Annotated in this window: 20 protein-coding genes; 9 read left to right on the forward strand and 11 right to left on the reverse strand. The window is 71.9% G+C overall.

The genetic code is table 11. The features are described 5' to 3' along the window. The first annotated feature begins 7 nt into the window (after positions 1-7). Together AB0I21_RS31185 and AB0I21_RS31190 are read left to right on the forward strand one after the other, a co-directional pair. Positions 8-1,417: a dihydrolipoamide acetyltransferase family protein gene (locus AB0I21_RS31185; RefSeq protein WP_360566496.1), complete on the forward strand. Its 1,410-nt coding sequence runs from the start codon at positions 8-10 to the stop codon at positions 1,415-1,417. A 205-nt stretch (positions 1,418-1,622) separates the two neighbouring features. Continuing rightward, positions 1,623-1,757 (forward strand): hypothetical protein, encoded by a 135-nt coding sequence (locus AB0I21_RS31190; RefSeq protein ID WP_344508274.1) that lies wholly within the window; start codon positions 1,623-1,625, stop codon positions 1,755-1,757. 696 nt (positions 1,758-2,453) lie between these two features. On the opposite strand, the gene AB0I21_RS31195 is transcribed toward AB0I21_RS31190, so the two are convergent. Together AB0I21_RS31195 and AB0I21_RS31200 are read right to left on the reverse strand one after the other, a co-directional pair. Next, positions 2,454-2,801 carry a hypothetical protein gene (locus AB0I21_RS31195; RefSeq protein ID WP_360566498.1) on the reverse strand — a complete coding sequence of 116 codons (348 nt, stop codon included), beginning with the start codon at positions 2,799-2,801 and terminating at the stop codon, positions 2,454-2,456. Positions 2,802-3,050: 249 nt separating this feature from the next. Beyond that, positions 3,051-3,335 (reverse strand): hypothetical protein, encoded by a 285-nt coding sequence (locus AB0I21_RS31200; protein WP_360566500.1) that lies wholly within the window; start codon positions 3,333-3,335, stop codon positions 3,051-3,053. Positions 3,336-3,390: 55 nt separating this feature from the next. On the opposite strand from AB0I21_RS31200, the gene AB0I21_RS31205 reads away from it, so the two are divergent. Together AB0I21_RS31205 and AB0I21_RS31210 are read left to right on the forward strand one after the other, a co-directional pair. Further along, complete coding sequence (locus tag AB0I21_RS31205) at positions 3,391-3,918, forward strand: hypothetical protein (protein ID WP_360566502.1); 528 nt, start codon at positions 3,391-3,393, stop codon at positions 3,916-3,918. Between the two features lie 63 nt (positions 3,919-3,981). Next, positions 3,982-5,820 (forward strand): NHL domain-containing thioredoxin family protein, encoded by a 1,839-nt coding sequence (locus tag AB0I21_RS31210; protein WP_360566504.1) that lies wholly within the window; start codon positions 3,982-3,984, stop codon positions 5,818-5,820. A gap of 459 nt (positions 5,821-6,279) precedes the next feature. Here AB0I21_RS31210 and AB0I21_RS31215 read toward each other — a convergent pair whose 3' ends face one another. The 3 genes from AB0I21_RS31215 to AB0I21_RS31225 are packed head-to-tail and all read right to left on the reverse strand — an operon-like array spanning position 6,280 to position 8,469. After that, the gene (locus tag AB0I21_RS31215) at positions 6,280-7,041 is read right to left on the reverse strand and encodes a 5-oxoprolinase subunit PxpA (RefSeq protein ID WP_360566506.1); all 762 of its coding nucleotides are present in this window, start codon (positions 7,039-7,041) and stop codon (positions 6,280-6,282) included. Continuing rightward, a complete protein-coding gene (locus tag AB0I21_RS31220; RefSeq protein ID WP_360566508.1) occupies positions 7,025-7,879 on the reverse strand; it encodes a biotin-dependent carboxyltransferase family protein in 855 nt (284 codons plus the stop codon). Before AB0I21_RS31220 ends, AB0I21_RS31215 begins: the two co-directional genes overlap by 17 nt. Further along, entirely contained in the window at positions 7,876-8,469 is a 594-nt protein-coding gene (locus tag AB0I21_RS31225) for an allophanate hydrolase subunit 1 (protein ID WP_360566509.1), read from the reverse strand. The genes AB0I21_RS31220 and AB0I21_RS31225 overlap by 4 nt, the downstream gene beginning before the upstream one ends. A gap of 122 nt (positions 8,470-8,591) precedes the next feature. On the opposite strand from AB0I21_RS31225, the gene AB0I21_RS31230 reads away from it, so the two are divergent. Next, the gene (locus tag AB0I21_RS31230) at positions 8,592-9,218 is read left to right on the forward strand and encodes a hemolysin III family protein (RefSeq protein ID WP_344508600.1); all 627 of its coding nucleotides are present in this window, start codon (positions 8,592-8,594) and stop codon (positions 9,216-9,218) included. A gap of 32 nt (positions 9,219-9,250) precedes the next feature. On the opposite strand, the gene AB0I21_RS31235 is transcribed toward AB0I21_RS31230, so the two are convergent. Then, complete coding sequence (locus AB0I21_RS31235) at positions 9,251-9,556, reverse strand: DUF6458 family protein (protein ID WP_344508602.1); 306 nt, start codon at positions 9,554-9,556, stop codon at positions 9,251-9,253. A 55-nt stretch (positions 9,557-9,611) separates the two neighbouring features. On the opposite strand from AB0I21_RS31235, the gene AB0I21_RS31240 reads away from it, so the two are divergent. Further along, positions 9,612-10,130 (forward strand): histidine phosphatase family protein, encoded by a 519-nt coding sequence (locus AB0I21_RS31240; protein ID WP_360566511.1) that lies wholly within the window; start codon positions 9,612-9,614, stop codon positions 10,128-10,130. Positions 10,131-10,221: 91 nt separating this feature from the next. Here AB0I21_RS31240 and AB0I21_RS31245 read toward each other — a convergent pair whose 3' ends face one another. The 4 genes from AB0I21_RS31245 to AB0I21_RS31260 form a co-directional block, all read right to left on the reverse strand. Further along, on the reverse strand, positions 10,222-12,069 hold the full coding sequence (locus AB0I21_RS31245) for an acyl-CoA dehydrogenase (protein ID WP_360566512.1): 1,848 nt from the start codon (positions 12,067-12,069) through the stop codon (positions 10,222-10,224). A gap of 418 nt (positions 12,070-12,487) precedes the next feature. Then, positions 12,488-13,597 carry a PP2C family protein-serine/threonine phosphatase gene (locus tag AB0I21_RS31250; RefSeq protein WP_344508290.1) on the reverse strand — a complete coding sequence of 370 codons (1,110 nt, stop codon included), beginning with the start codon at positions 13,595-13,597 and terminating at the stop codon, positions 12,488-12,490. Positions 13,598-13,663: 66 nt separating this feature from the next. Beyond that, positions 13,664-14,179, reverse strand: a complete 516-nt coding sequence (locus AB0I21_RS31255; RefSeq protein WP_360566513.1) for a septal ring lytic transglycosylase RlpA family protein — start codon at positions 14,177-14,179, stop codon at positions 13,664-13,666. 265 nt (positions 14,180-14,444) lie between these two features. After that, positions 14,445-16,217 carry a proline--tRNA ligase gene (locus tag AB0I21_RS31260; protein WP_344508294.1) on the reverse strand — a complete coding sequence of 591 codons (1,773 nt, stop codon included), beginning with the start codon at positions 16,215-16,217 and terminating at the stop codon, positions 14,445-14,447. Between the two features lie 140 nt (positions 16,218-16,357). Between AB0I21_RS31260 and AB0I21_RS31265 the strand changes: the two genes are divergently transcribed. Beyond that, positions 16,358-17,134: a Cache 3/Cache 2 fusion domain-containing protein gene (locus AB0I21_RS31265; protein ID WP_360566531.1), complete on the forward strand. Its 777-nt coding sequence runs from the start codon at positions 16,358-16,360 to the stop codon at positions 17,132-17,134. Positions 17,135-17,261: 127 nt separating this feature from the next. Here the strand turns inward: AB0I21_RS31265 and AB0I21_RS31270 are convergent, their stop codons facing one another. Next, on the reverse strand, positions 17,262-18,449 hold the full coding sequence (locus AB0I21_RS31270; protein WP_360566515.1) for a sigma factor: 1,188 nt from the start codon (positions 18,447-18,449) through the stop codon (positions 17,262-17,264). Positions 18,450-18,551: 102 nt separating this feature from the next. Between AB0I21_RS31270 and AB0I21_RS31275 the strand changes: the two genes are divergently transcribed. Beyond that, on the forward strand, positions 18,552-20,339 hold the full coding sequence (locus AB0I21_RS31275) for a glycosyltransferase family 4 protein (protein WP_360566517.1): 1,788 nt from the start codon (positions 18,552-18,554) through the stop codon (positions 20,337-20,339). Between the two features lie 157 nt (positions 20,340-20,496). Then, a partial coding sequence (locus tag AB0I21_RS31280; RefSeq protein WP_360566519.1) for a winged helix-turn-helix domain-containing protein occupies positions 20,497-20,942 on the forward strand: 446 nt, incomplete at its 3' end.

Consider the following 20,942-nt stretch of genomic DNA (forward strand, 5'->3'; position numbering starts at 1 on the left):
ACGCGCAGTGACACGGGTCAAAGAGTTCAACCTTCCCGATCTGGGCGAAGGCCTCACCGAGGGCGAGATCCTCAAGTGGCTCGTCCAGGTCGGCGACACGATCGAGCTCAACCAGCCGATCGTGGAGGTCGAGACCGCGAAGGCGGCGGTCGAGATCCCCGCGAAGTGGGCCGGTCAGGTCGCCAAGATCTTCCATCCGGAGGGCACGACGGTCGAGGTCGGCTCCCCGATCATCGCCATCGACACCGATCCGGGCGGTGCCCCGGCGCCCTCCACGGGTGTGCCTTCCGCGGCCTCGCTGGCGGCCGTCGACATCGCCGGTGACGCGCCGGTCGAGCCCGGCATGATCGGCGGCCCCGCGCCGGGCGGCCGCACCGCCGTGCTCGTCGGCTACGGTCCGAAAACCGCCGCCGCGAAGCGCCGGCCAAGAACAACTGCAAGTGCAACCGCGGCACCTGTACTGCCGAAGCCTCCCGTCACGCCCGTGGCGCCGGCTCCGGTCGTCGTCATGGCGCCCGTGGACCGGACGCCGCCAGCGCGGGGCAACGTGCTGGCCAAGCCGCCGGTCCGCAAGCTGGCCCGGGACCTCGGCGTCGACCTCGCGGAGATCACGGGCACGGGGCCCAACGGTTCGGTCACGCGGGACGACGTGCTGTCCGTGTCGTCCGCCCCCGCCGCCGCTCCGGTTTCCCCGGCGGCGGCCCAGGCGTCCCGCACCGGCCGCGAAGAGCGGATCCCGGTCAAGGGCGTGCGGAAGCTGACCGCCGAGAACATGGTGGCGAGCGCGTTCACCGCACCGCACGTCACCGAGTTCCTGACGGTCGACGTGACCCGCTCGATGAAGGCCCTCGAACGGCTGAAGGCCAAGCGGGACTGGCGCGACGTGCGGGTGTCGCCGCTGCTCATGGTCGCCAAGGCGGCCCTGGTCGCCTTGAAGCGCTACCCGATGGTGAACTCCACGTGGCAGGGCTCGGAGATCCTGGTCAAGCACTACGTCAACCTCGGGATCGCCGCGGCGACGGAGCGCGGGCTGATCGTGCCCAACATCAAGGACGCCGACGCGCTCACCACGCGGGAGCTGGCCGACGGGCTGAACGACCTCGTCGCCACCGCCCGCGAGGGCAAGACGTCGCCGGCGGCGATGAGCGGCGGGACGTTCACGATCACGAGCGTCGGCGTCTTCGGCGTCGACACCGGCACCCCGATCCTGCCCCCGGGCGAGTCGGCGATCCTGGTGTTCGGCGCGATCCGGGACACCCCGTGGGTCCACAAAGGCAAGATCAAGATCCGGCAGGTGACGACGCTCGGCCTGTCCTTCGACCACCGGATCATCGACGGCGAGCTGGGCTCCAAGTTCCTGCGTGACGTCGGCGCGTTCCTCGAGGACCCCGAGGGATCGCTGCTGGCCTGGAGCTGAGCAGTCCAATTCACGGCAGGTGGCCCGGCGCTGACGCGCCGGGCCACTGTCATATGGCTGACGAACTGGGCGTTTAAGCAGCCAGCAACCCTACGAATCGTCGGCGCGTGCGCCGCGTCACTTGCTATTCGCTGGCTAACGATCTTCCACTGGGCGTGTAATGGATGCGAAGCAAGCCTCGTCCTTACATCCCAAGGAGCCCGCCGTGAGCACCTTCATGGAGCGTTACCGCGCCCGCCGCAACGCCGCCCGCCGCCTCGACGCGATCGAGCGCGCCATCGCCAAGAACCCGTCCGCCGCGCTGCGCGACGAACTCCACGCCATGCTCAGCCGAAGTTGAGCCTGCGCACCACCCGAGCCCGCCGCCCTGGTCCGACCCTCCCCGGACCGGGGCGGCATCGCTTTGTTCACCTATTCTGGGAGCGCTTGCCGGCGAACCTGAGCCTCCGCTCTGCCATGTACGGTTCGGGTCGACTACGGTCGCAAGGGTCTGACCCACAGGAGGCACGATGACGTCCGACCAGCCCCACCCGTCCGAAGCGGACGAGAGTGCGGCGAGCGCGCCGAGCTCACCCCCGCCCGGCACGCCCCCGGCCGGCACCGTGCGAGCGACCGCGTCGGTCCCGATGCCGACCAGGCCTCCCGTCCAGCCGTCGTCCCCGGCGGCGCCGCCGGCCCCCGCGACGTACGGCTCACCCGCCGCCTCCTCAGAGCCCGCCCCTGCCGCCCCGCCGGTCGCGCCGGCCGCCGCGCCTCCCGCTGTGCCCGCCGCGACCGGGCAGGGTGCGGTCGAGGACGCCGAGCAGCAGCCGAGGCCCGGGCCGTTCCCGCCGGCTGGGCCGTTCGCGCCGCCGGCCCCTCCGCTTCCGGCCCGCACGCCGCCGAACGTGCCTCCGGGCCCGCCGGGCAGCTTCCCCGGTTTCACTCCGTCAGCACCGGCCGGCGAGGCCTCGTCCGCCGCTCCGCAGAGCGACCCGGCCGCCGCCGCCCAGGATCCGGTTCAGGCTCCGGCGGGCCCCAACGGCCCTCCCGCCGGCTACACCCAGGTGCCGGTGCCCCCGCCTGCCCCTGCTTCCGGCGCCGCGCCTTCTTCCGGCGCCGCGCAGGTGCCGGTGTCCGGTGTTCCCTCATCCGGGTCGGCGCAGGTGCCCGGGTCCGGCGGTGCGCCGGCCGGATCGGTGCCGGGCGCCCAGCACGGCAACGCTCCCGTCTCGGCGGCCCCTGTCTCGGGGAGCGCCCGGACGTATGGCACCGCCCAGGTCTCCGGCAGCGCCCAGGTCCCCGGCGCCATGCCTCCGCCGCCCGCGGTCCTGCCGACCTCCGCACCCCCGGCGACGTACGGCACCCCGACCTCGCCCCCACCCACCTCCGCGCCGCCGGCCACCTACGGCTCGCCTTCCACGCCGCCGGCCGCGTACGGCGCCCCGGCCTCCGCCCCACCGGCCGCCTATGGCGCGCCCACCTCGGCGCCGCCGGCCACCACCTACGGCTCGGCTCCCTCTGCGCCGCCGACTGCGTACGGCGCCCCGACCTCCGCACCGCCGGCCGCATTCGGCGCGCCTACCGCCGCTCCGCCGACCGCCTACGGCGCTCCCACCTCGGCGCCGCCGGCCGCTGCCACTCCGCCGGCCACCTACGGCATGACTTCCGCCCCACCGGCCGCCTTTGGCGCGCCCACCTCCGCTCCGCCGGCCACGTACGGCGCCCCGACCTCCGCCCCGCCCGCGACGTACGGCACGCCGGCATCGACGGCGCCCAGTGCGGCGGGCCCTGAAGCGGGACAGCCCGCCGGTGCCGTCCCGGCGGCACCGAACCTGGGGAAGATCCCGCCGGCGTCGTACGCCGCACGGGCACAGGTGTCCGTCCCGCCCGCGAACGTGCCCCCGACCAGCGCGCCGCCGGCCAACCTGCCGCCCACGAGCGCACCACCGGCGACCGGGCTGTACCAGGCGTCAGCACCACCGGCGACCAACATGCCTTCCTCGGCGCCTCCGGCGTCCGGGCCGCCCGCGACCGGCATCTATCAGGCCGCGCCGCCGCCCGCCACGGGGGTCTACCAGGCTTCGGTGCCGAGCGCAGCACCGACCGGCCCGCATTACAGCGACCTCGTCACCATGCCCGGCGATCAACCCCCTTCTGGTTCTGAGCCTGTCGGCGGGGCACCGGTCGTACCGACGCCGCCGACTGAAAAGAAGAGCAAGCGCGGCCTGATCATGGGGCTGGTCGTGGTGGTCGTGGTCTTCCTGCTCGCGGTGGCCGGCACAGGCATCGTGGTGGCGCTGAACAACGCCGACAGCACCAGCTTCGCGGTCAACTCGTGCGTCAAGCAGGACGGCAACTCGGCCAAGAAGGCGAGCTGCTCGGACAAGGACGCATTCACGATCGTGCAGAAGGTTGAGAAGCCGGAGAGCTGCTCAGACGCCAGCCAACCGTACGTCGTGCTGCAGCACAAGGGACAGAAGGACGAGGTCCTCTGCCTCCGTCCGACCTCGGCCAAATGACCTAGGCGCCCGGGACCAACGCCGCATGGGATCGCCCGGCGGCACTCGGGCAGACTTGGGGGCATGACCGACCCGGCACAGTCGCCACTGCTCAAGGCCCGCGTCCGCGCTCCCGAACTCCGGGGGCGCGGATGGCTCAACACCGACGGACTCACCCTGTCCGATCTGCGGGGCAAGATCGTTGTTCTCGACTTCTGGACCTTCTGCTGCATCAACTGCCTGCACGTGCTCGACGAGCTGCGCCCGCTTGAAGAGCGGTTCGCGGACGTGCTGGTGACCATCGGGGTGCACTCGCCGAAGTTCGAGCACGAGAAGGACGCCGCCGCGCTCGCGGCCGCCGTCGAGCGGTATGGGGTCGACCATCCGGTGCTGGACGACCCCGAGATGGAGATGTGGCAGCAGTATGCGGCGAAGGCCTGGCCGACGCTGACCGTCATCGACCCCGAGGGCTATGTCGTGGCGACGATGGCCGGCGAGGGGCACGCCGAAGGGCTGGCGCGGCTCGTCGAGGAGCTCGTCCGCGTGCACGAGGCGCGGGGCACGCTGCGGCGCGGCTCCGCTCCGCAGGTCGCCGCCAGGACCGAGGAGACGGTGCTGCGGTTCCCGGGCAAGGCGCTGGCCCTGGCCGACGGGCACTTCCTGGTCGCCGACTCGACGCACCAGTCGCTGGTCGAGCTCGACGCCGACAACGAGACCCTGATCCGCCGCATCGGCACCGGGCAGCGAGGCCGCAAGGACGGCACGGATCCCGAGTTCTCCGAGCCGGGCGGGCTGTGCCTACTGCCCCCGCACGTCGCCGAGATCGCCGGCTATGACGTCGTGGTCGCCGACACGGTCAACCATCTGCTGCGCGGCGTGAAGCTCTCGACCGGCGAGGTCACCACGGTCGCCGGCAGCGGCCGGCAGTGGCGCGGCACTGTCGACTTCGACGCGCACGACTCCCTGGCGGTCGACCTGTCGTCGCCGTGGGACGTGGCGTGGTTCGACGACCAGGTCGTGGTCGCGATGGCCGGCATCCACCAGCTGTGGTGGTTCAACCCCGTGCGGCGCACCGCCGGGATGTACGCGGGGACGACCGTCGAGGCGCTCCGCGACGGCCCGCTGCAAGAGGTGTGGATGGCGCAGCCGTCCGGCCTGTCGGCGTCGCCCGACGGCACGACGCTGTGGATCGCCGACAGCGAATCCAGCGCGATCCGCTTCATCGCCGACGGCCGGATGTCGACCGTGGCCGGGCAGGGCCTGTTCGACTTCGGGCACGTCGACGGCCCCGCCGATCAGGCGCTGCTGCAGCACCCGCTCGGCCTGCTGGCCCTGGCCGACGGCAGCGTGCTCGTCGCCGACACGTACAACGGCGCCATCCGCAGGATCGCCGACGGCGTGGTGTCCACCGTCGTCGACGGCCTCCGCGAGCCGAGCGACCTGGTCCTCAGCTCGACCGGCGACGTCGTGGTCGTCGAGTCGGGCGCGCACCGGCTGGTCCGGCTCGCCCCTGGCACCCTGGCAGCGGCGGGCATCGACGTCGCCGGCGTCCGGCACCGCACCGAACGCCCCTCGACGATGCTCGCCCCCGGCGAGGTCCAGCTCGACCTGATCTTCGAGCCGGCGCCGGGCCAGAAGCTGGACGAGTCGTTCGGCCCGTCGACCCGCCTGGAGGTGTCCGCCTCCCCACCCGAGCTGCTGCTGGAAGGCGCCGGCGTGACCCAGGACCTGCGCCGCCGCCTGGTCCTCTCCCCCGACGTCACCGAGGGCGTGCTGCAGGTGGTGGCCCAGGCCGCGACGTGTGACATCGACGCGGAGTTCCCCGCCTGCCACCTGACCCGCCAGGACTGGGGCGTCCCGATCCGCGTGGCCAAGGACGGCGCCCAACGCCTCCCCTTGGTCCTCCGCGGCCTCGACACCTAACGCCCAAGCCCGCCCTTAACGATCCGGAAGACCTCACGCACCCACCCCAGCTCCACACAAGGTCTTCCGGATCACCAAGGCGCAGCACGCCATCCCAGACCTGACGCCACCCCCCGCAGCAACCCCTGTCACCGCAGCACAAAAACGCCCTCCGACGCTGAGCGTTGACGCCCGCAGCCCGCCCGGTCGACCAACCAGGACGCGCCGCAAGACCAACGCCAGCACAACTCACCCAGCAACACCCAGGCGCTGCGGTAACCACGGCTCATGATCCGGAAGACTTTGTGTCGTCATAGCAGCACAAAGTCTTCCGGATCACGGAAAACCGGGCCGCGGGCACGCCTCGCTGGTGAGGAAGTGGACGCGCAGAGACCCGCATGGCAGACGGTTTCCGTCACGGAACAGAGCCGGGCGACATCGCATCGCGGCAACCAGCGCAGACATCCGCAGCAGTGCCCGTCACGGGGAAGCGGAGGGTGGGGGCGGCTCGCTGGGGGTGAAGGGGGACAAGGGGAGGCCGGCGGCGAGGAGGGCGGTGCGGACGGCGGTTGCCATGGACACGGCGCCGGGGGTGTCGCCGTGGACGCACAGGGACTCGAACGGCAGGTGGAGCACGGTGCCGTCGATGGCGACGACCTCGCCAGTGCGGGCCATGCGGACGGCGCGGTCGGTGACGGTGGGGATGTCGGTCAGGACTGCGCCTTCGGTGCCGCGGGGCACGAGGCGGCCGTCCGGGAGGTAACCGCGGTCCACGAAGCCCTCGAAAACCACGCGCAGGCCTGCCTCGGCGGCGAGCCGGGCCAGGACCGAGCCGGGCTGGCACAGGACGGGGAGGCCGAAGGCGACAGCGGCGGCGGCGACGGCCGAGGCGTGGACGGGGTCGACGGCGGCGGTGTTGTAGAGGGCGCCGTGCGGTTTGACGTAGCTGACCGGGCCGAACGCCGACAGTGCGCCGATCTGGTAGCGCAGCTCGTCGGTCAGCGTGGTGGCGTCGACGTCGATGCGGCGGCGGCCGAAGCCGGCCAGGTCGCGGTAGCTGACCTGGGCGCCGATCCGGACGCCGCGGGAGACGGCGCTGGAGCAGACGCGGCGCATCGTGGAGGGGTCGCCGGCGTGGAAGCCGCAGGCGACGTTGGCGCTGGTGACGATGTCCAGGAGGGCTTCGTCGTCGCCGAGGGTCCAGATGCCGAAGCCTTCGCCGAGGTCACTGTTGAGGTCCACGGAACCGAACGGTATCGCCCGGGCGGGCCTGGGCGAGCAGCGGCAGATCCGTGGGGTCGACGACGGCGACGACCGGGTAGCCGCCGGTGGTGGGGTGGTCGGCGAGGAAGATCAGCGGCTGGCCGGACGCCGGGACCTGCACGGCGCCGAGGACGATGCCTTCGCTGGGGAGCTCGCGCTGGTGGGTGCGGGTGAGTGCGGGGCCGCCGAGCCGCGCGCCGATCCTGTTGCTGTCGTTGCCCAGGGTGTACGTGCCGGCGAGCAGGTCACCGGCGGCCGCGAAGTAGTCGTGGCGGGGGCCCCAGGTCAGGCCGAGCGTGATGGGGCCGCCCAGGGCGGGGCGGGGCGCCACGTCCACGGTGGACGGGTCGCCGGTCGTGGGGCCCACGGCCAGCACGGCGCCCACGCCGACGACCGGCGGGCCGAGCGCCGCAAGGGTGTCGGTGGCGCGGCTGCCCAGTACCGGCGACGCGGCGAAACCTCCGTCGACGGCGAGGTATCCGCGCAGCCCGGCCACGGCGCGGCCGATCTCGACGCGGTCGCCGGCGCGGAAGGGGACGGGTGCGTTGATCGGCGCGGGCCGCCCGCCGACGCGCAGCGGCGCCGCCGCCCCGGTCAGGGCGAGGGTGCCGGCGAAGGCCAGGGTCGCGACGAACGGGCCGAGCGTGATCTCCAGCGCGGCGCAGGACGCGTCGTTGCCGACGAGGCGGTTGCCGAGGCGCAGGGCGGGCTGGTCGAGGGCGCCGGAGCGGGGGACGCCGAGGTGCGCGAACCCGGGCCGGCCGAGGTCCTGCAGGGTCGTGAGCGGGCCCGCCGTCTCGACCGTGAGCGTCCTCATGCCACCGCCAGCCGCACGGTCCGGCCTGGGGTCAGCAGGGCGGGCGGGTCACGGTCGATGTCGAACAGGACCGTGTCGGTGCGGCCGATGAGCTGCCACCCGCCGGGGGACGCGGTCGGGTAGATGCCGGCGTACTCCGCGGCGAGCGCGACCGACCCGGCCGGGACGCGAGGGCGTGGGCTCTCCCGCCGGGGGATGGTCCACGGCAGGCCGCCGAGGTACGCGAACCCGGGCGCGAAGCCGCCGAAGGCGACCGTGAGGGTGGTTTCGGTGAGCGTGCGGACAAGCGCCTCGACGGACGAACCGGTCATTTCCGCGACGGCCGCGAGATCAGGCCCGTCAAACACGACCGGGATCGCCAATTTGTCGGCATAAAAGCGGGCAAAAGACGGCGTCGGCCACGAGCGCAGCGAAGCGGCCAGAGACGCGGGCGACGGGACCCCGTCGAGCAGGACGGTTCGCGCACCGGGGACGATATCGGTGACCGCGAGGCGTCCGGCGGCCCGCTCGGCGTCCAGCGCGGCGAACCATGCCAGCGGATCGTCGACCTCGATCAGCAGGGCAGAGCTCCCGACGGGGCGGATCTCCATGACCGCCACCCTAGTTGGTGTCCGCTTCGATACTTGCCAGTAACCTACGGTACCGTAACCTGGAGGGCGTGACAGTGAAGACCGAGACCCGCCTGCGCCCGGTCGACCTCGGCAAGCCCAGGATGCGCGGCTGGCTGCACACCTATGCGTTCGGCGCCGCGATCATCTGCGGCATCGTGCTGTGCTCGCTGGCCGCGGGCCGCCCGGGCTGGTCGCCGTTCGTGAGCTGTCTCGTGTACAGCCTGACGGTGTGTGCCCTGTTCGGGACCAGCGCGCTCTATCACCGCCGGGTCTGGTCGCCCGCGGGGTACAAGCTGATGCGCCGCCTCGACCACTCGATGATCTTCGTGTTCATCGCCGGCACGTACACGCCGTTCAGCGTCCTGCTGCTGTCGGGGCGGACCGGCGACGTCATCCTGAGCGTGGTCTGGGGCGGTGCGCTGCTCGGCGTGGGCATGAAGATGATCTGGCCGAACGCGCCCCGCTGGGTGGGGGCGCCGCTGTACGTCGCGCTCGGCTGGGTCGCCGTGGTGGTCCTGCCGGACATCCTGCGCACGGGCGGCGTGACCGCGCTCGTGCTGACGATCGTCGGCGGCGCGTTCTACACGGTCGGCGCGGTCTTCTACGCCCTACGCCGGCCCAACCCGTGGCCGACCGTCTTCGGCCACCACGAGTTCTTCCACGCCTGCACGCTCGTCGCCGCGATCCTGCACCACATCGCCATCTACTTCGCGCTGTACGCGAGGTAGACGGCGATGTGTACGGTTTTCCGCGGATTTTCCTAGTAGGAACGGTCCTCGTAGGTCCGGCGGCGCTCGACGACCTCGTCCACGGTCGGCGGAATCGCGGTGCCACCAGCAGTCGGAACCTGCCGGACGACCGTGCGCCGGCGGCTGTTCCAGAAGTACAGCGTGAGGAGCAGCCCGACCAGGCCTGCGAGCTGGAAGATCCAGCCGATCGTGTCGAGGTTGAACGGCCCGAGATCGGTGTCGTCCAAGCCGAACGTCATGATCGCTCCGATAACGATCAGAAGAATGCTGCCACCGATACCCATCGAGGGCCTCCAGGACGTTTGGTTGGTAACCATCTGTACCGCCGGGTTACCCACCTACGACGCCGCTCAATCGGGCACGCTATAGGACATGGCTGACGGCACCACTGGGCGCACCCTGATCCTGCTCCGGCACGCGAAGGCCGTCGACCCGGATCCGTACCCCACCGACCTCGAACGCCCGCTGAGCCCCCGCGGCCGCCGGGACGCCGCCGCGGCCGGCGACTGGCTGCGTGAGCAGGGCCTGCTGCCCGATCTGGTGGTGTGCTCGACCGCGGTCCGGACCCGCGAGACGCTGGACGGCCTGCGCCTCGACAAGCACGACAAGCACGGTGAGCACGGCAAGACGGCGCCCGTGGTGTTCGAGCACCGGGTGTACCTCGGCCCGGCCCACGACACGCTGGACCTGCTGCAGAACTCGCCGGACGTGGCGACGCTGCTGCTGATCGGTCACAACCCGACCCTGTCCATGCTGTCCGACCTGCTCGACCCGGACGCGCTGCCGGACGAGGGCCTGGCCACCAGCGGGATCGCGGTCCACACGGTGACGGGCCCGTGGCGCGACCTGGAGACCGCGCCGCTGCGGGCGCACCACACGGCCCGCGGCTGACCCCAGATAGAAAGCCGACCCAGAAAGAAGCCGGAACAGAAAAGCGGGAGGGCGCCATTGCCCTCCCGCCAGCTCTCTGTGGAACAGAACCCTAGAACGCGTCCTCGGACAGGTCCATCGCGTCCAGCGTGGTGGCCTCGATGACGCGGCGGTCGGAGCCGGTCCGCGGGAGCACCTCGCGGGCGAAGAACTTCGCCGCGGCGACCTTGCCCTCGTAGAAGGCCGTCTCCGTGGTCTCGCCGGCCAGGGCCTTCAGGGCCACCTCCGCCTGCCGCTGCAGGAGCCAGCCGACCACGACGTCGCCGAGGGCGAGCAGGAAGCGGCGGGTGTTGAGGCCGACCTTGTAGAGCGCCTGGGGGTCGCCGGCCTGGGCCTCGCCCAGCCAGCCGGTGAAGATGCCGAGCATGTTCTGGACCTCGCCGAGCGCCTTGCCCAGCGCGACCCGCTCGACCTTCAGCTGACCGTTGCCGCCCTCGGCCTCCAGGAACTGCTGGATCTCGGCGGCGACGGTCAGCAGCGCCTTGCCCTGATCCTTCACGATCTTGCGGAAGACGAGATCGAGGCTCTGGATCGCGGTCGTGCCCTCGTAGAGGGTGTCGATCTTCGAGTCGCGGATGTACTGCTCGAGCGGGTAGTCCTGCAGGAAGCCGGAGCCGCCGAAGGTCTGCAGCGACTCGTGGCCGAGCAGCTCGTATGCCCGCTCGGAGCCGACGCCCTTGACCAGGGGCAGCAGCAGGTCGTTGACCCGCTTGGCGATCTTCGCGGCGGCCTCGTCGCCCGCGGCCTCGGCGAGGGCGACCTTGTCCTGCCAGGAGGCGGTGTAGAGGACGAGGGCGCGGAGGCCTTCGGCATAGGACTTCTGCATCAGCAGGGAGCGGCGCACGTCGGGGTGGTGCATGATCGTGACGCGCGGCGCGTTCTTGTCGCTGCTGGCGAGGTCGGCGCCCTGGACGCGGCTCTTGGCGTAGTCGAGCGCGTTGAGGTAGCCGGTCGAGAGGGTGGCGATGGCCTTCGTGCCGACCATCATCCGCGCGTACTCGATGATGAGGAACATCTGGCGGATGCCCTCGTGCACGTCGCCGAGCAGCCAGCCCTTGGCCGGGACGCCGTGGCCGCCGAAGGTGACCTCGCAGGTCGTGGAGACCTTGAGACCCATCTTGTGCTCGACGTTGGTCACGAAGGCGCCGTTGCGGTCCTTGAGCTCGCCGGTGTCGCCGTCGAAGTGGAACTTCGGCACGACGAAGAGCGAGAGGCCCTTCGTGCCGGGGCCGCCGGCGCCGGGCGTGTCGACCGGGCGAGCCAGGACGTAGTGGACGATGTTCTCCGCGAGGTCGTGCTCACCGCTGGTGATGAAGCGCTTGACGCCCTCGATGTGCCAGGAGCCGTCCGCCTGCGGGATCGCCCGTGTACGGCCGGCGCCCACGTCGGACCCCGCGTCGGGCTCGGTGAGCACCATGGTGGAGCCCCACTGGCGGTCGACGAAGAGCTTGGCCCACTTCTTCTGCTCCTCGGTGCCCTCGATCCGCAGCGTGTTGGCGAAGGAGGGGCCGGACGCGTACATCCAGATGGGCGCGTTGGCGCCGAGCACCATCTCGGCGAGGGACCACCACAGGGCCCGCGGCGCGGAGGTGCCGTCGAGCTCGGCGGGAAGGTCGAGGCGCCAGAACTCGGCGGCCATGAAGGCCTCGTACGACTTGCGGAACGACTCGGGCATCTTCACCGAGTGGGTCGCCGGGTCGTAGACGGGCGGGTTGCGGTCGGCGTCGGCGTAGCTCGCGGCGAGGTCCTCGCGGGCGAGGCGGTCGACCTCGGCGAGGATGCTGCGCGCGGTGTCGACGTCGAGATCTCCGTAGGGACCCTGGCCGAGGACCTTGTCGACGCCGAAGACCTCGAAGAGGTTGAACTCGAGGTCCCGCAGGTTGCTCTTGTAATGGCTCATCGCGGAGTGGCCCCCGTCTCTGGGTCGCTTTGTAGATCGAGCATGGACGACCGAGGTTACCAGTCGGTAACAGGAATCTTATTACTTGCGAGTAACCTCAGGCAACCCACCCGGGCGGGTGACGGCCGTCACAACAGGCGTCACCTATTTCGGCACGTCAGGGTGACCGGTGAGTACTCCAAGGTGGCAGATGAGTAGCGCACCGGGTGTACGTGCGCACGACACGCCGTCACCTGCGGGTGACGTGATCGTTGAGCGGTTACTCGCAGTCAGAAGGAGGGCACCGCGATGATCGTCCGGATGATGGGCTCTCTGTTCGCTCCCAAGTACCCGCGCTTCTACACGGGCCGGCACCGCGCCCCGATGCGCCGCTTCGTCCCCCGCCCCCGCGTGGTGGCGGAGTAGCGCCCGAAGGACGTCAACCGACGGCCGTAGCTCCGGCGCCGCCGATCTCCCAGCTGGGGACCGTCGCCGGAGCCTTGACCCCCTGATACTCCACGAGCACCAGCGCGATGTCGTCGTCGAGCCGGCCGCGCACCCACTCCAGCAGCGCGCTCTCCAGCGACGCCAGCCCGTCGCCGACGGTGCCGTGCCCCAGCAGCCGCTGCGCCCGCTCCGCGGTCGGGAAGAACTGCCCGTCGCGGCGCGCCTCCGCCAGCCCGTCGGTGAAGAACAGCAGCCGGTCGCCCGGCTCCAGCCGCTCGACGCGCGGCTTCACCACCGGCATGAAGCCCAGCGGCGGCGCGTTGGACGGCGGGTCGAGCGGGATCACCTGGCCGCGGCGCAGCAGCAGCGGCGCCGGGTGGCCGCAGTTGACGATCGTCAGCGTGCCGCCGCGCTCCTCGATCAGCGCCGCGGTCACGAAGTCCTCGTCGCCGACCGACCTGGCCACGGCCCGGTCCAGGTCGGCCACGATCGCGCGCAGGTCGGCCCGCTCAAACGCCACGTGCCGGTAGGAGCCGAGGACGATGCTGGCGAGCCGGACCGCGTCCAGGCCCTTGCCCCGCACGTCCCCGATGATCATGCGGACGCCGTACGGGGTGTCCAGCGCCTCGTACAGGTCGCCACCGATGTCGGCGGCGGCGCTGGCGGAGATGTAGCGGGCCGCGATCGTCAGCGGGCCGAGCTGTGGGCCCAGCGGGCGCAGGACGGCCTGCTGCGCGACGGAGGCGAGCTTCGACAGCTCCGCATACCGCGCGATCTGCCGCTGCCTGATGGCGCCGACGGCGGAGGCGATGCCCGCGGCGAGGATGACGGCGCCCAGGTTGAGCATCATCACCAGCGTGCGCTCGCGGGTGTGCATGAGCTCGATGCTGCAGAAGACGACGGCGAGCAGCGTCGAGGCGCTGCCGACGGCGAGGACCTCCGGCCAGGAGGCGAACGCGGCCGCGAGGAACGGCGCGGCGGCGAGCAGCCCGACGTAGTTGGCGTCGGTGCCGTCGGCGAGCTCAGCGGCCAGGACCAGGCAGAGCAGCACGAAGGCCGCGCCGACTCCGGCGCGGGCTTCGGGAAGCAACGGTCGTTTCATAGGTCCGATCGACAGCATGCCACCAACCGGCCCCCGAGCCGCTCAAACAAACGGCCGGGATGCGGCTTACTTGAGTACCTCGTACTTTGCGTTGATCACGCCGGCACTCACCGAAGCGATCGCCACGAAGGCCCCGCGGGCGAGGTCGAGGCAGCGACCGCTGACGAAGGGTCCGCGATCATTGATCCTGACGACGACCGATTTCCCGTTGGCCAGGTTGGTCACCCGGACCCGGGTGTTGAACGGCAGCTCCTTGTGCGCGGCCGTCAGCCCGTCGGGGTCGAAGCTCTCGCCGTTCGCGGTGCGCGACCCACTCGCATAGTACGACGCCTTGCAGGTGCCGGTGTTCGTGACGACGCCGCCCGTGGGGTTCGTCGAGGGCTTCTTCGTCGGCGTCTTCGACGGGGTCTTGGTCGCCTCCGGCGACTTGCTGACCTGCGCGGATGCGGAGGGTGACGGCGAGGCGGAAGGCGACGTGGAGGACGGGGAGGGCCGGTCGCCGCGGTCGGCGCGGGTGTCGGCGCTGCGGCTGCCGTCGATCAGGTCGCTCGCCGAGGTCGGTTTGGCATCATCCGACCCCATATTGACGGTCACAACCGCACCGCCGATGAGCGCGATCGCCGCGACAGTGCCGGCGATCAATGGAATGAGGTGACGTCGGCGGATTGCGGTGTGTCGGCCGGACAACGTCAGCACCCTTCGTCGACAGCATGGCCGTGACCGAACGTATCGGCCGGTCCCTGGCGCCAGTCAAACCGAAGTGCCGCACGTGCGGGGATTTGACGGGATAGGTCCGGCCGAACGGCTGATCCGACAAGGAGCCGAACGGCCGACCCTTCCCGCGTTGTCACCCCGCGCGGACGATCGCGGCGATGCGCTCCGCCGCGCCCTCGACCGGAATCTCCTCTTTCTCGCCGGTCTTGCGGTCGCGGATCTCGACCATGCCGTCGGCGAGCCGCTTGCCGACCACGACGATCGTGGGCACGCCCAGCAGCTCCGAGTCGTTGAACTTCACGCCCGGCGAGACGTCCTTGCGGTCGTCGAGCAGCACCTCGAGCCCGGTGGCGGAAAGCGCGTCGGCGAGCTGCGCCGCGCCGGCCTTGATCTCCTCGGTCTTGCCCGCGGCCACCACGTGCACGTCGGCGGGGGCGAGCTCGCGGGGCCAGCACAGCCCACGCTCGTCGGCGGTCTGCTCGGCGACCACGGCGATCGCCCGGGTCACGCCCACGCCGTAGGAGCCCATGGTGACCGTGACGGCCTTGCCGTTCTGGTCCAGGACGGTGAGACCCAGCGCCTTGGCGTACTTCTGGCCGAGCTGGAAGATGTGGCCGATCTCGATGCCGCGGGCCAGCTCGAGGGCGCCGCCGTCGACGGGGCAGACGTCGCCGTCCTGGATGCGGACCGCCTCGACGGTGCCGTCCGGGGTGAAGTCCCGCCCCGCGACGAGGTGCACGACGTGCTTGCCGGGCTGGTCGGCGCCGGTGATCCAGCTGGTGCCGTCCACGACGCGGGGGTCCACGAGGTACCGGATCCCGGAGGAGCCCTTCTCGCCGAGGACGCCGGGGCCGATGTACCCCTTGACCAGCGCGGGATGCTGCTGGAACTCCGCCTCCGACATGGGCGCGACCTCGGCGGGCGCCACCTGGGCCTCCAGCCGGCGCAGGTCGACCTCGCGGTCGCCGGGGACGCCGACGGCGAGGGGCTCGCGCTTGCCGTCGGGCAGCGTCAGCATGAGCATGACGTTCTTCAGCGTGTCGCCGGCCGTCCAGGCCCGGTCCTCGCGGCGCAGGTCGTCCCGGGCGTTGAACAGGTCGACGAGCGTCTCGATCGTCGGGGTGTCGGGCGTGTCGACGACCTGCGCGGCGGGCAGCCCTTCGATCGCGAGCGCCTCGGGGGCGGGCGTGGTGACCGCCTCAACGTTCGCCGCGTAGTCGCCGTTGGTGCAGCGCACGAACGTGTCCTCGCCGATGTCGCAGACCGCGAGGAACTCCTCCGACGCGCTGCCGCCCATGGCGCCGCTCGTCGCGGAGCAGATGACGTAGTCCAGGCCGAACCGGTCGAAGATCCTGCCGTAGGCGACCCGGTGCCGCTCATAGGCGGCGCGCAGCCCGTCGTCGTCGACGTCGAACGAGTAGGAGTCCTTCATCAGGAACTCGCGGCCGCGGAGGATGCCGGCGCGGGGGCGTGCCTCGTCGCGGTACTTCGTCTGGATCTGGTACAGGGTGAGCGGCAGGTCTTTGTAGGAGGAGTAGAAGTCCTTCACGGCGAGCGTGAACATCTCCTCGTGCGTGGGCCCGAGCAGGTAGTCGCCGCCCCGGCGGTCCTTCAGCCGGAAGAGGTTGGCGCCGTACTCGGTCCAGCGGCCGGTCGCCTCGTAGGGCTCGCGGGGCAGCAGCGCGGGGAAGGTCAGCTCCTGGCCGCCGATGGCGTCCATCTCCTCGCGGACGATCCGCTCGACGTTGCGCAGCAGGCGCAGGCCCATCGGCAGCATCGTGAAGATGCCCGGCGCGACCCGTCGGACATAGCCGGCGCGCACGAGCAGCCGGTGGCTCGTCACCTCGGCATCCGCGGGGTCTTCGCGCAGCGTCCGCACGAACAGCGTGGACATCTTCAGCACCATCGGGCATCCGCCTTACTTCTCAAACAGGCCTTCGGCGACGATACCCGTACGACTCCGGTGCGTGACTACAGGGTTTTCTCAACCCGGCCGTTTTCTCAACCTGCCGCCGGACCTGCCGATCCGCCCGGTATGCAACTGCGCTGGGCCAGCGCGGCGGGTTCAGGTTCACCCCCGAAACCGTCACCTGGCAGGCGACGAACCAGCTGACGCAGGCGGTGACCCCGGTGACGCTGCCGCGGGTCACGGTCGGCGGGGTGTGGCTCGGGCAGAATCGGGAGGTCGGTGTCCCGACGCCGGTCGTCGACGACATCCGCACCATGGTCGGCGGGACCGTGACGCTGTTCCAGCGCATGAACGCCGCCGGGGACCTGCTGCGCGTGGCGACGAACGTGCCCAACAAGGCCGGCAAGCGCGCCATCGGCACCTACATCCCGGCGGTCACCGCCGACGGCAAGCCCAACGCGGTCGCCGCGGCGATCCGGGACGGCAAGCCGTTCCGCGGCGTCGCGCTGGTCGTCGACACCTGGTACGTGAGCGGCTACGACCCGGTGAAGGACGCGTCGGGAGCCGTGGTCGGCGCGATCTACTACGGGGTGCCGCGGGCCGAGGCGATCGCGAGCCTCACCGGCACGATCGCCGGGACGAAGGTCGGCACCAACGGCGCCGTCACCGTGTACTCGACCGGGGCCACCGACCGGGGCCGGGTCATCGCGTCCAGCCGCAGCCGGGAGGTCGGTCAGGTCCGCCTCGACGCGAAGGACGCCGGCGGCGCCGCGTACGTCGACAAGATCACCACCGAGGCACCGAATCTCGCCGCCGACGCCATGTGGCACACGACCTACACGCTGCCGGGCACGACCGGGGCGCCACCGGCCGCCAGCGACCTCACGGTCACCTACTACGCCCCGTACAAGTGAGATCAGCGCGACCGCCGGCGAGGGCGGTGGAGAGCTCCCGGCACGCCGCCGACCGCCTCAACACCAACGCCTCGACCCTCGCCGGCCTGGTCGACCGCTTCCGCCGCTGACGCGGCACGGCACGGCGCTAGATCCGCGAGACGTCGACGACCTTCAGCGAGTCGCCGGCCGGGGACCAGAGCAGCGGGCGCGAGACCTGCTGCCGGAACGAGTCCCCGGTGAACGTGCCGACCAGCCCGGTGCGCAGGTCCCAGATCGCCGGCGGCCGCGGGTCGTTCGGATGCAGCCAGTTCTTCACGGTGCCCCGGTCGAACCGGCCGCCCGTGATCGACCGCGCCTCGAACCCGTTGGTCGTCAGCTCCCACGAGCCGTCCGTCGCCTGGGCGAACGTGCGGCCGTTGGCGTCGAGCCCGAGCCACACGTCCTGGTCCGCGGCGGTCCACCACCGGGTCGGCTGCGGGCGCGGCTTCGGCGTCCGCCGCTCGCCGGTGAGCAGGTTCCACGCCTCCGGCCGGTCGGTGCCCGCCGGGGCGGCGGTGACGGCCCACGGCCATCTGGTGATCTCGAAGCCCTCCGATCCGGCGATCTTGGCGGGTGTACCGCCGGCGAGCGGCATCCGGCTGATGCCACCGCGATCCATCCCCGACCCGTACAGCGTCCCGTCGACCGCGACCCGCCGCTCCCCGACGTCCCCGGTCGTGAACCGGCGCTTGTCCGTGCCGTCGTCCCGCATCGTCCAGTACTCCGACGTCTGCGAGCGGTCGTTGCCGAACACGTACGCGGTCCAGACGACCATCCCGCCGGCGGCGGTGAACGCGCCCGGCCAGTAGCCGCGCACGCCCGGCGGGTCCGGCAGGTCGGTCAGGAGCCGCTCCGTGCCGGTGCGGGTGTCGTACACGGCGAGCGACACCACCTTGTCGGCGCTGACGCGGACGGCGAGGAGCATCCGGTGCTCGTCGAGCATGGTGATCGGCTCGTTGGCGCCCGCCCCGAACCTGGCCGGCACGGTGATCACCGCCTGCGGCCAGACCTGGTCGGCGGGCGCGGTCAGGTCCGGTGGCGTGCCGACGAGGTGTTCGCGCCGCCGCCGGCGCCAGATCCTGATGTACTGCCGGGCCATCGACCGCCGCACGTAGGCCTCGACGGCCTCCTGCCGGCGGATCCGGGACCACTTGCCGCGCAGCCCGATGAGCGCGTCCTGCAACAGGTCCGCCGCGTCGGCCTCGTTGCCGCTCAGCAGGAACCCGTACCGCATCAAACTCGCGCCGCGCGCCCGCACGAACTGCGCGAACGCCTCGTCGGCCGTCTCGCTCATCGCATCGCCTCCACCCGGGTAGAGACACACCGCCACCGATCTGCTGCATCCCCGCGGGGGCGAATGTTCTCAAGCGGGTCGCGGGGCGGCCGATGTCAGGGTGTGCCGACCTTCGAGGAGCACCCACCGCTGCGGCCGGATCTCGCCGCCATCATCGCCGCCGCCCGCCAGGCCGAGTTCGTGAGCAGGCGGGACCTGCCCGCCGCCGCGCCGCGGCCGGCCCGCCGCGACCGCAGGAACAAGGTCAGGAACGCCGGCGCAGGCCCGTTGCGGCTGTGCTTCCTCGTGCCGCGCACGGACGTCGGCGGCGGGGCGCGTGTGCTGTTCGAGCACGCCAACCGCCTGCACGGGCGCGGGCACGAGGTGAAGGTGCTCAGCCACTTCCCGCCGCCGCAGTGGCACGACCTGCGACCGGAGTTCTGGACGGTGCCGTTCGGCGTGGAGCTCGCCGAGGCGGTCCCGGAGTGCGACGTGATCGTCGCCGGCTACTGGGACCAGGTCCTCGCCGCCCGTTCGCTGGGCCTCGCGCCCGTGGTCCACTTCGAGCAGGGCGACTCGCACCTGTTCGAGGACCTGCAGCCGGCGATGCACGAGCTCGTGGCCCGGCACCTCGAGGCCGCCGACGCGACGCTGACCGTGAGCGGCACCGTCGCCGACGTGCTGCGCGAGCGCTTCGGCGTCGCGGCGACGGCCGTCGGCAACGCGGTCGACCCGGGTGTGTTCCACCCGGGCGGCGTCGAGCAGGCGCGACCCTACGTGCTGTTCGTCGGGTGGGACGGCAACGAGTTCAAGGGCATGGCGCAGATGCGGCAGGTGTGGCGGGCGCTCAGCGCCGAGCGCCCGGCGCTGGACCTCGTATGGGTCACGCCGAAACCGGCGCGCGAGCCGCTGGGCCGGGTCGTCGTCGCCCCGGACCAGGCGACGCTCGGCGCGCTGTTCCGCGGGGCCGCCGCGTACGTCTGCTGCTCGCACTACGAGTCGTTCTCCCTGCCCTGCCTGGAGGCGATGGCGTCCGGCACGCCGGTCGTCGCGACCAGGAACACCGGTGTCCTCGAATACGCCCGCGACGGCGTGAACGCGCTGCTCGCCGACGTCGGCGACGCCGACGGGCTGCTCGCGGGGGTGCGGCGGGTCCTGGACGAGCCGGCGCTCGCGGCGCGGCTGCGGGAGGGCGGGCTGCTGACCGCGGCCGGCTACTCGTGGGACACGATCATCAGCCGGGTTGAGGACGCCTACCGCGCCGCCCAGGCCGCCTGGTCGCCGCCGCCCGCCCGCGACGAGTGGCGCTTCGACCTGCGCGGCCTGCGCTTCGACCAGAGCCACACCGAGGTCGAGCGGCGGCTCCGGCGGCGGGCCGCCGCGACGGCCGCCGGCGCCGTGGCCGTGCCGGTGACGTTCCCCGCGTTCGACGGGCACCGCGCCGTGCGCTGGCGGGTCGTCGGGCGGCGGCAGGGCGGCAGCGGCGGCGGCACCATCCGGGCCTACCTGCTGGGCCACGCGGACGGCCCGCCGGCGGACCTGCCCTACGCGGCGGCGCTGCGCGACTTCACCGCCGGTCGCTTCGAGGCGGCGCTGGACGGGTTCCTGGAGCTCTACGAGCGCGGCGGCGAGCTGCGCACCACCGTGTGCCGCTGGATCGTTCTCACGCTGCTCGAGCTGGGCCGCGACGAGCAGGCGGCGTCGGTCGTGGAGGCCGGTGTGCAGGGCGTCCAGGGGCACAGCGACTTCCACTACCTGCGGGCGGTGACCGGCCTGCTCACCGGCCGTGCCGTCGACAGCGCCGCCTACGTCGACGTCATCGACGGCCTCGGACCGGCCAGCCACTTCGACGAGTGGTTCGACGAGCCGGACGTGCTCGTCCGGGAGCGGCTGCTCACCACCGTGCGGTGATGCCGACCGCGTACGGTGGCCGGCGGGTGAGCGCCGGCCGCCGTACGTCCCCGATCGGGTCGGCATTGACCAACTGCGAATATGGATGTCGTCGCTTGCGCCACGCTTGACACGCCACCGGCGGCGCCGCGAAGGCGACCGGCTACGGTGTGCCGCTGTGAGGTTCCGGCTGCTGGGTCCGTTGACGATCGACTCGACCGGCGGTCCCGTCGTGCTGCGCCGGCGCCGGGAGCGGTGCCTGCTGGCGGTGCTCCTGCTGCACAACCACGCGCCCGTGCCGGTGGAGCGGCTGGTGTACCTGCTGTGGGACGGCGAACCGGTGCCGACCGCCCGCCAGCTGCTGCACAGCCACGTCTCCCGGGTCCGCGGGGCGCTCAAGGATCCGGCGGTCACGCTGAGCAGCACCGGCACCTCGTACCAGATCGACGTCGACGACGACGCGATCGACGCCCGGCGCTTCGGCGCGATGGTCACGGCGGCCCGCGCGGTGACGGACCCGGCCGCCCGGGGTGCGCTGCTGCGGGACGCGCTCGCGCTGTGGCGCGGCGACGCGCTCGACGACACCGTCTCGGCGTGGCTGCGCCCCCGGCTCGTCGGCGACCT

Source organism: Dactylosporangium sp. NPDC050588, assembly GCF_040654975.1.
Classification (GTDB): Bacteria; Actinomycetota; Actinomycetes; order Mycobacteriales; family Micromonosporaceae; genus Dactylosporangium; species Dactylosporangium maewongense.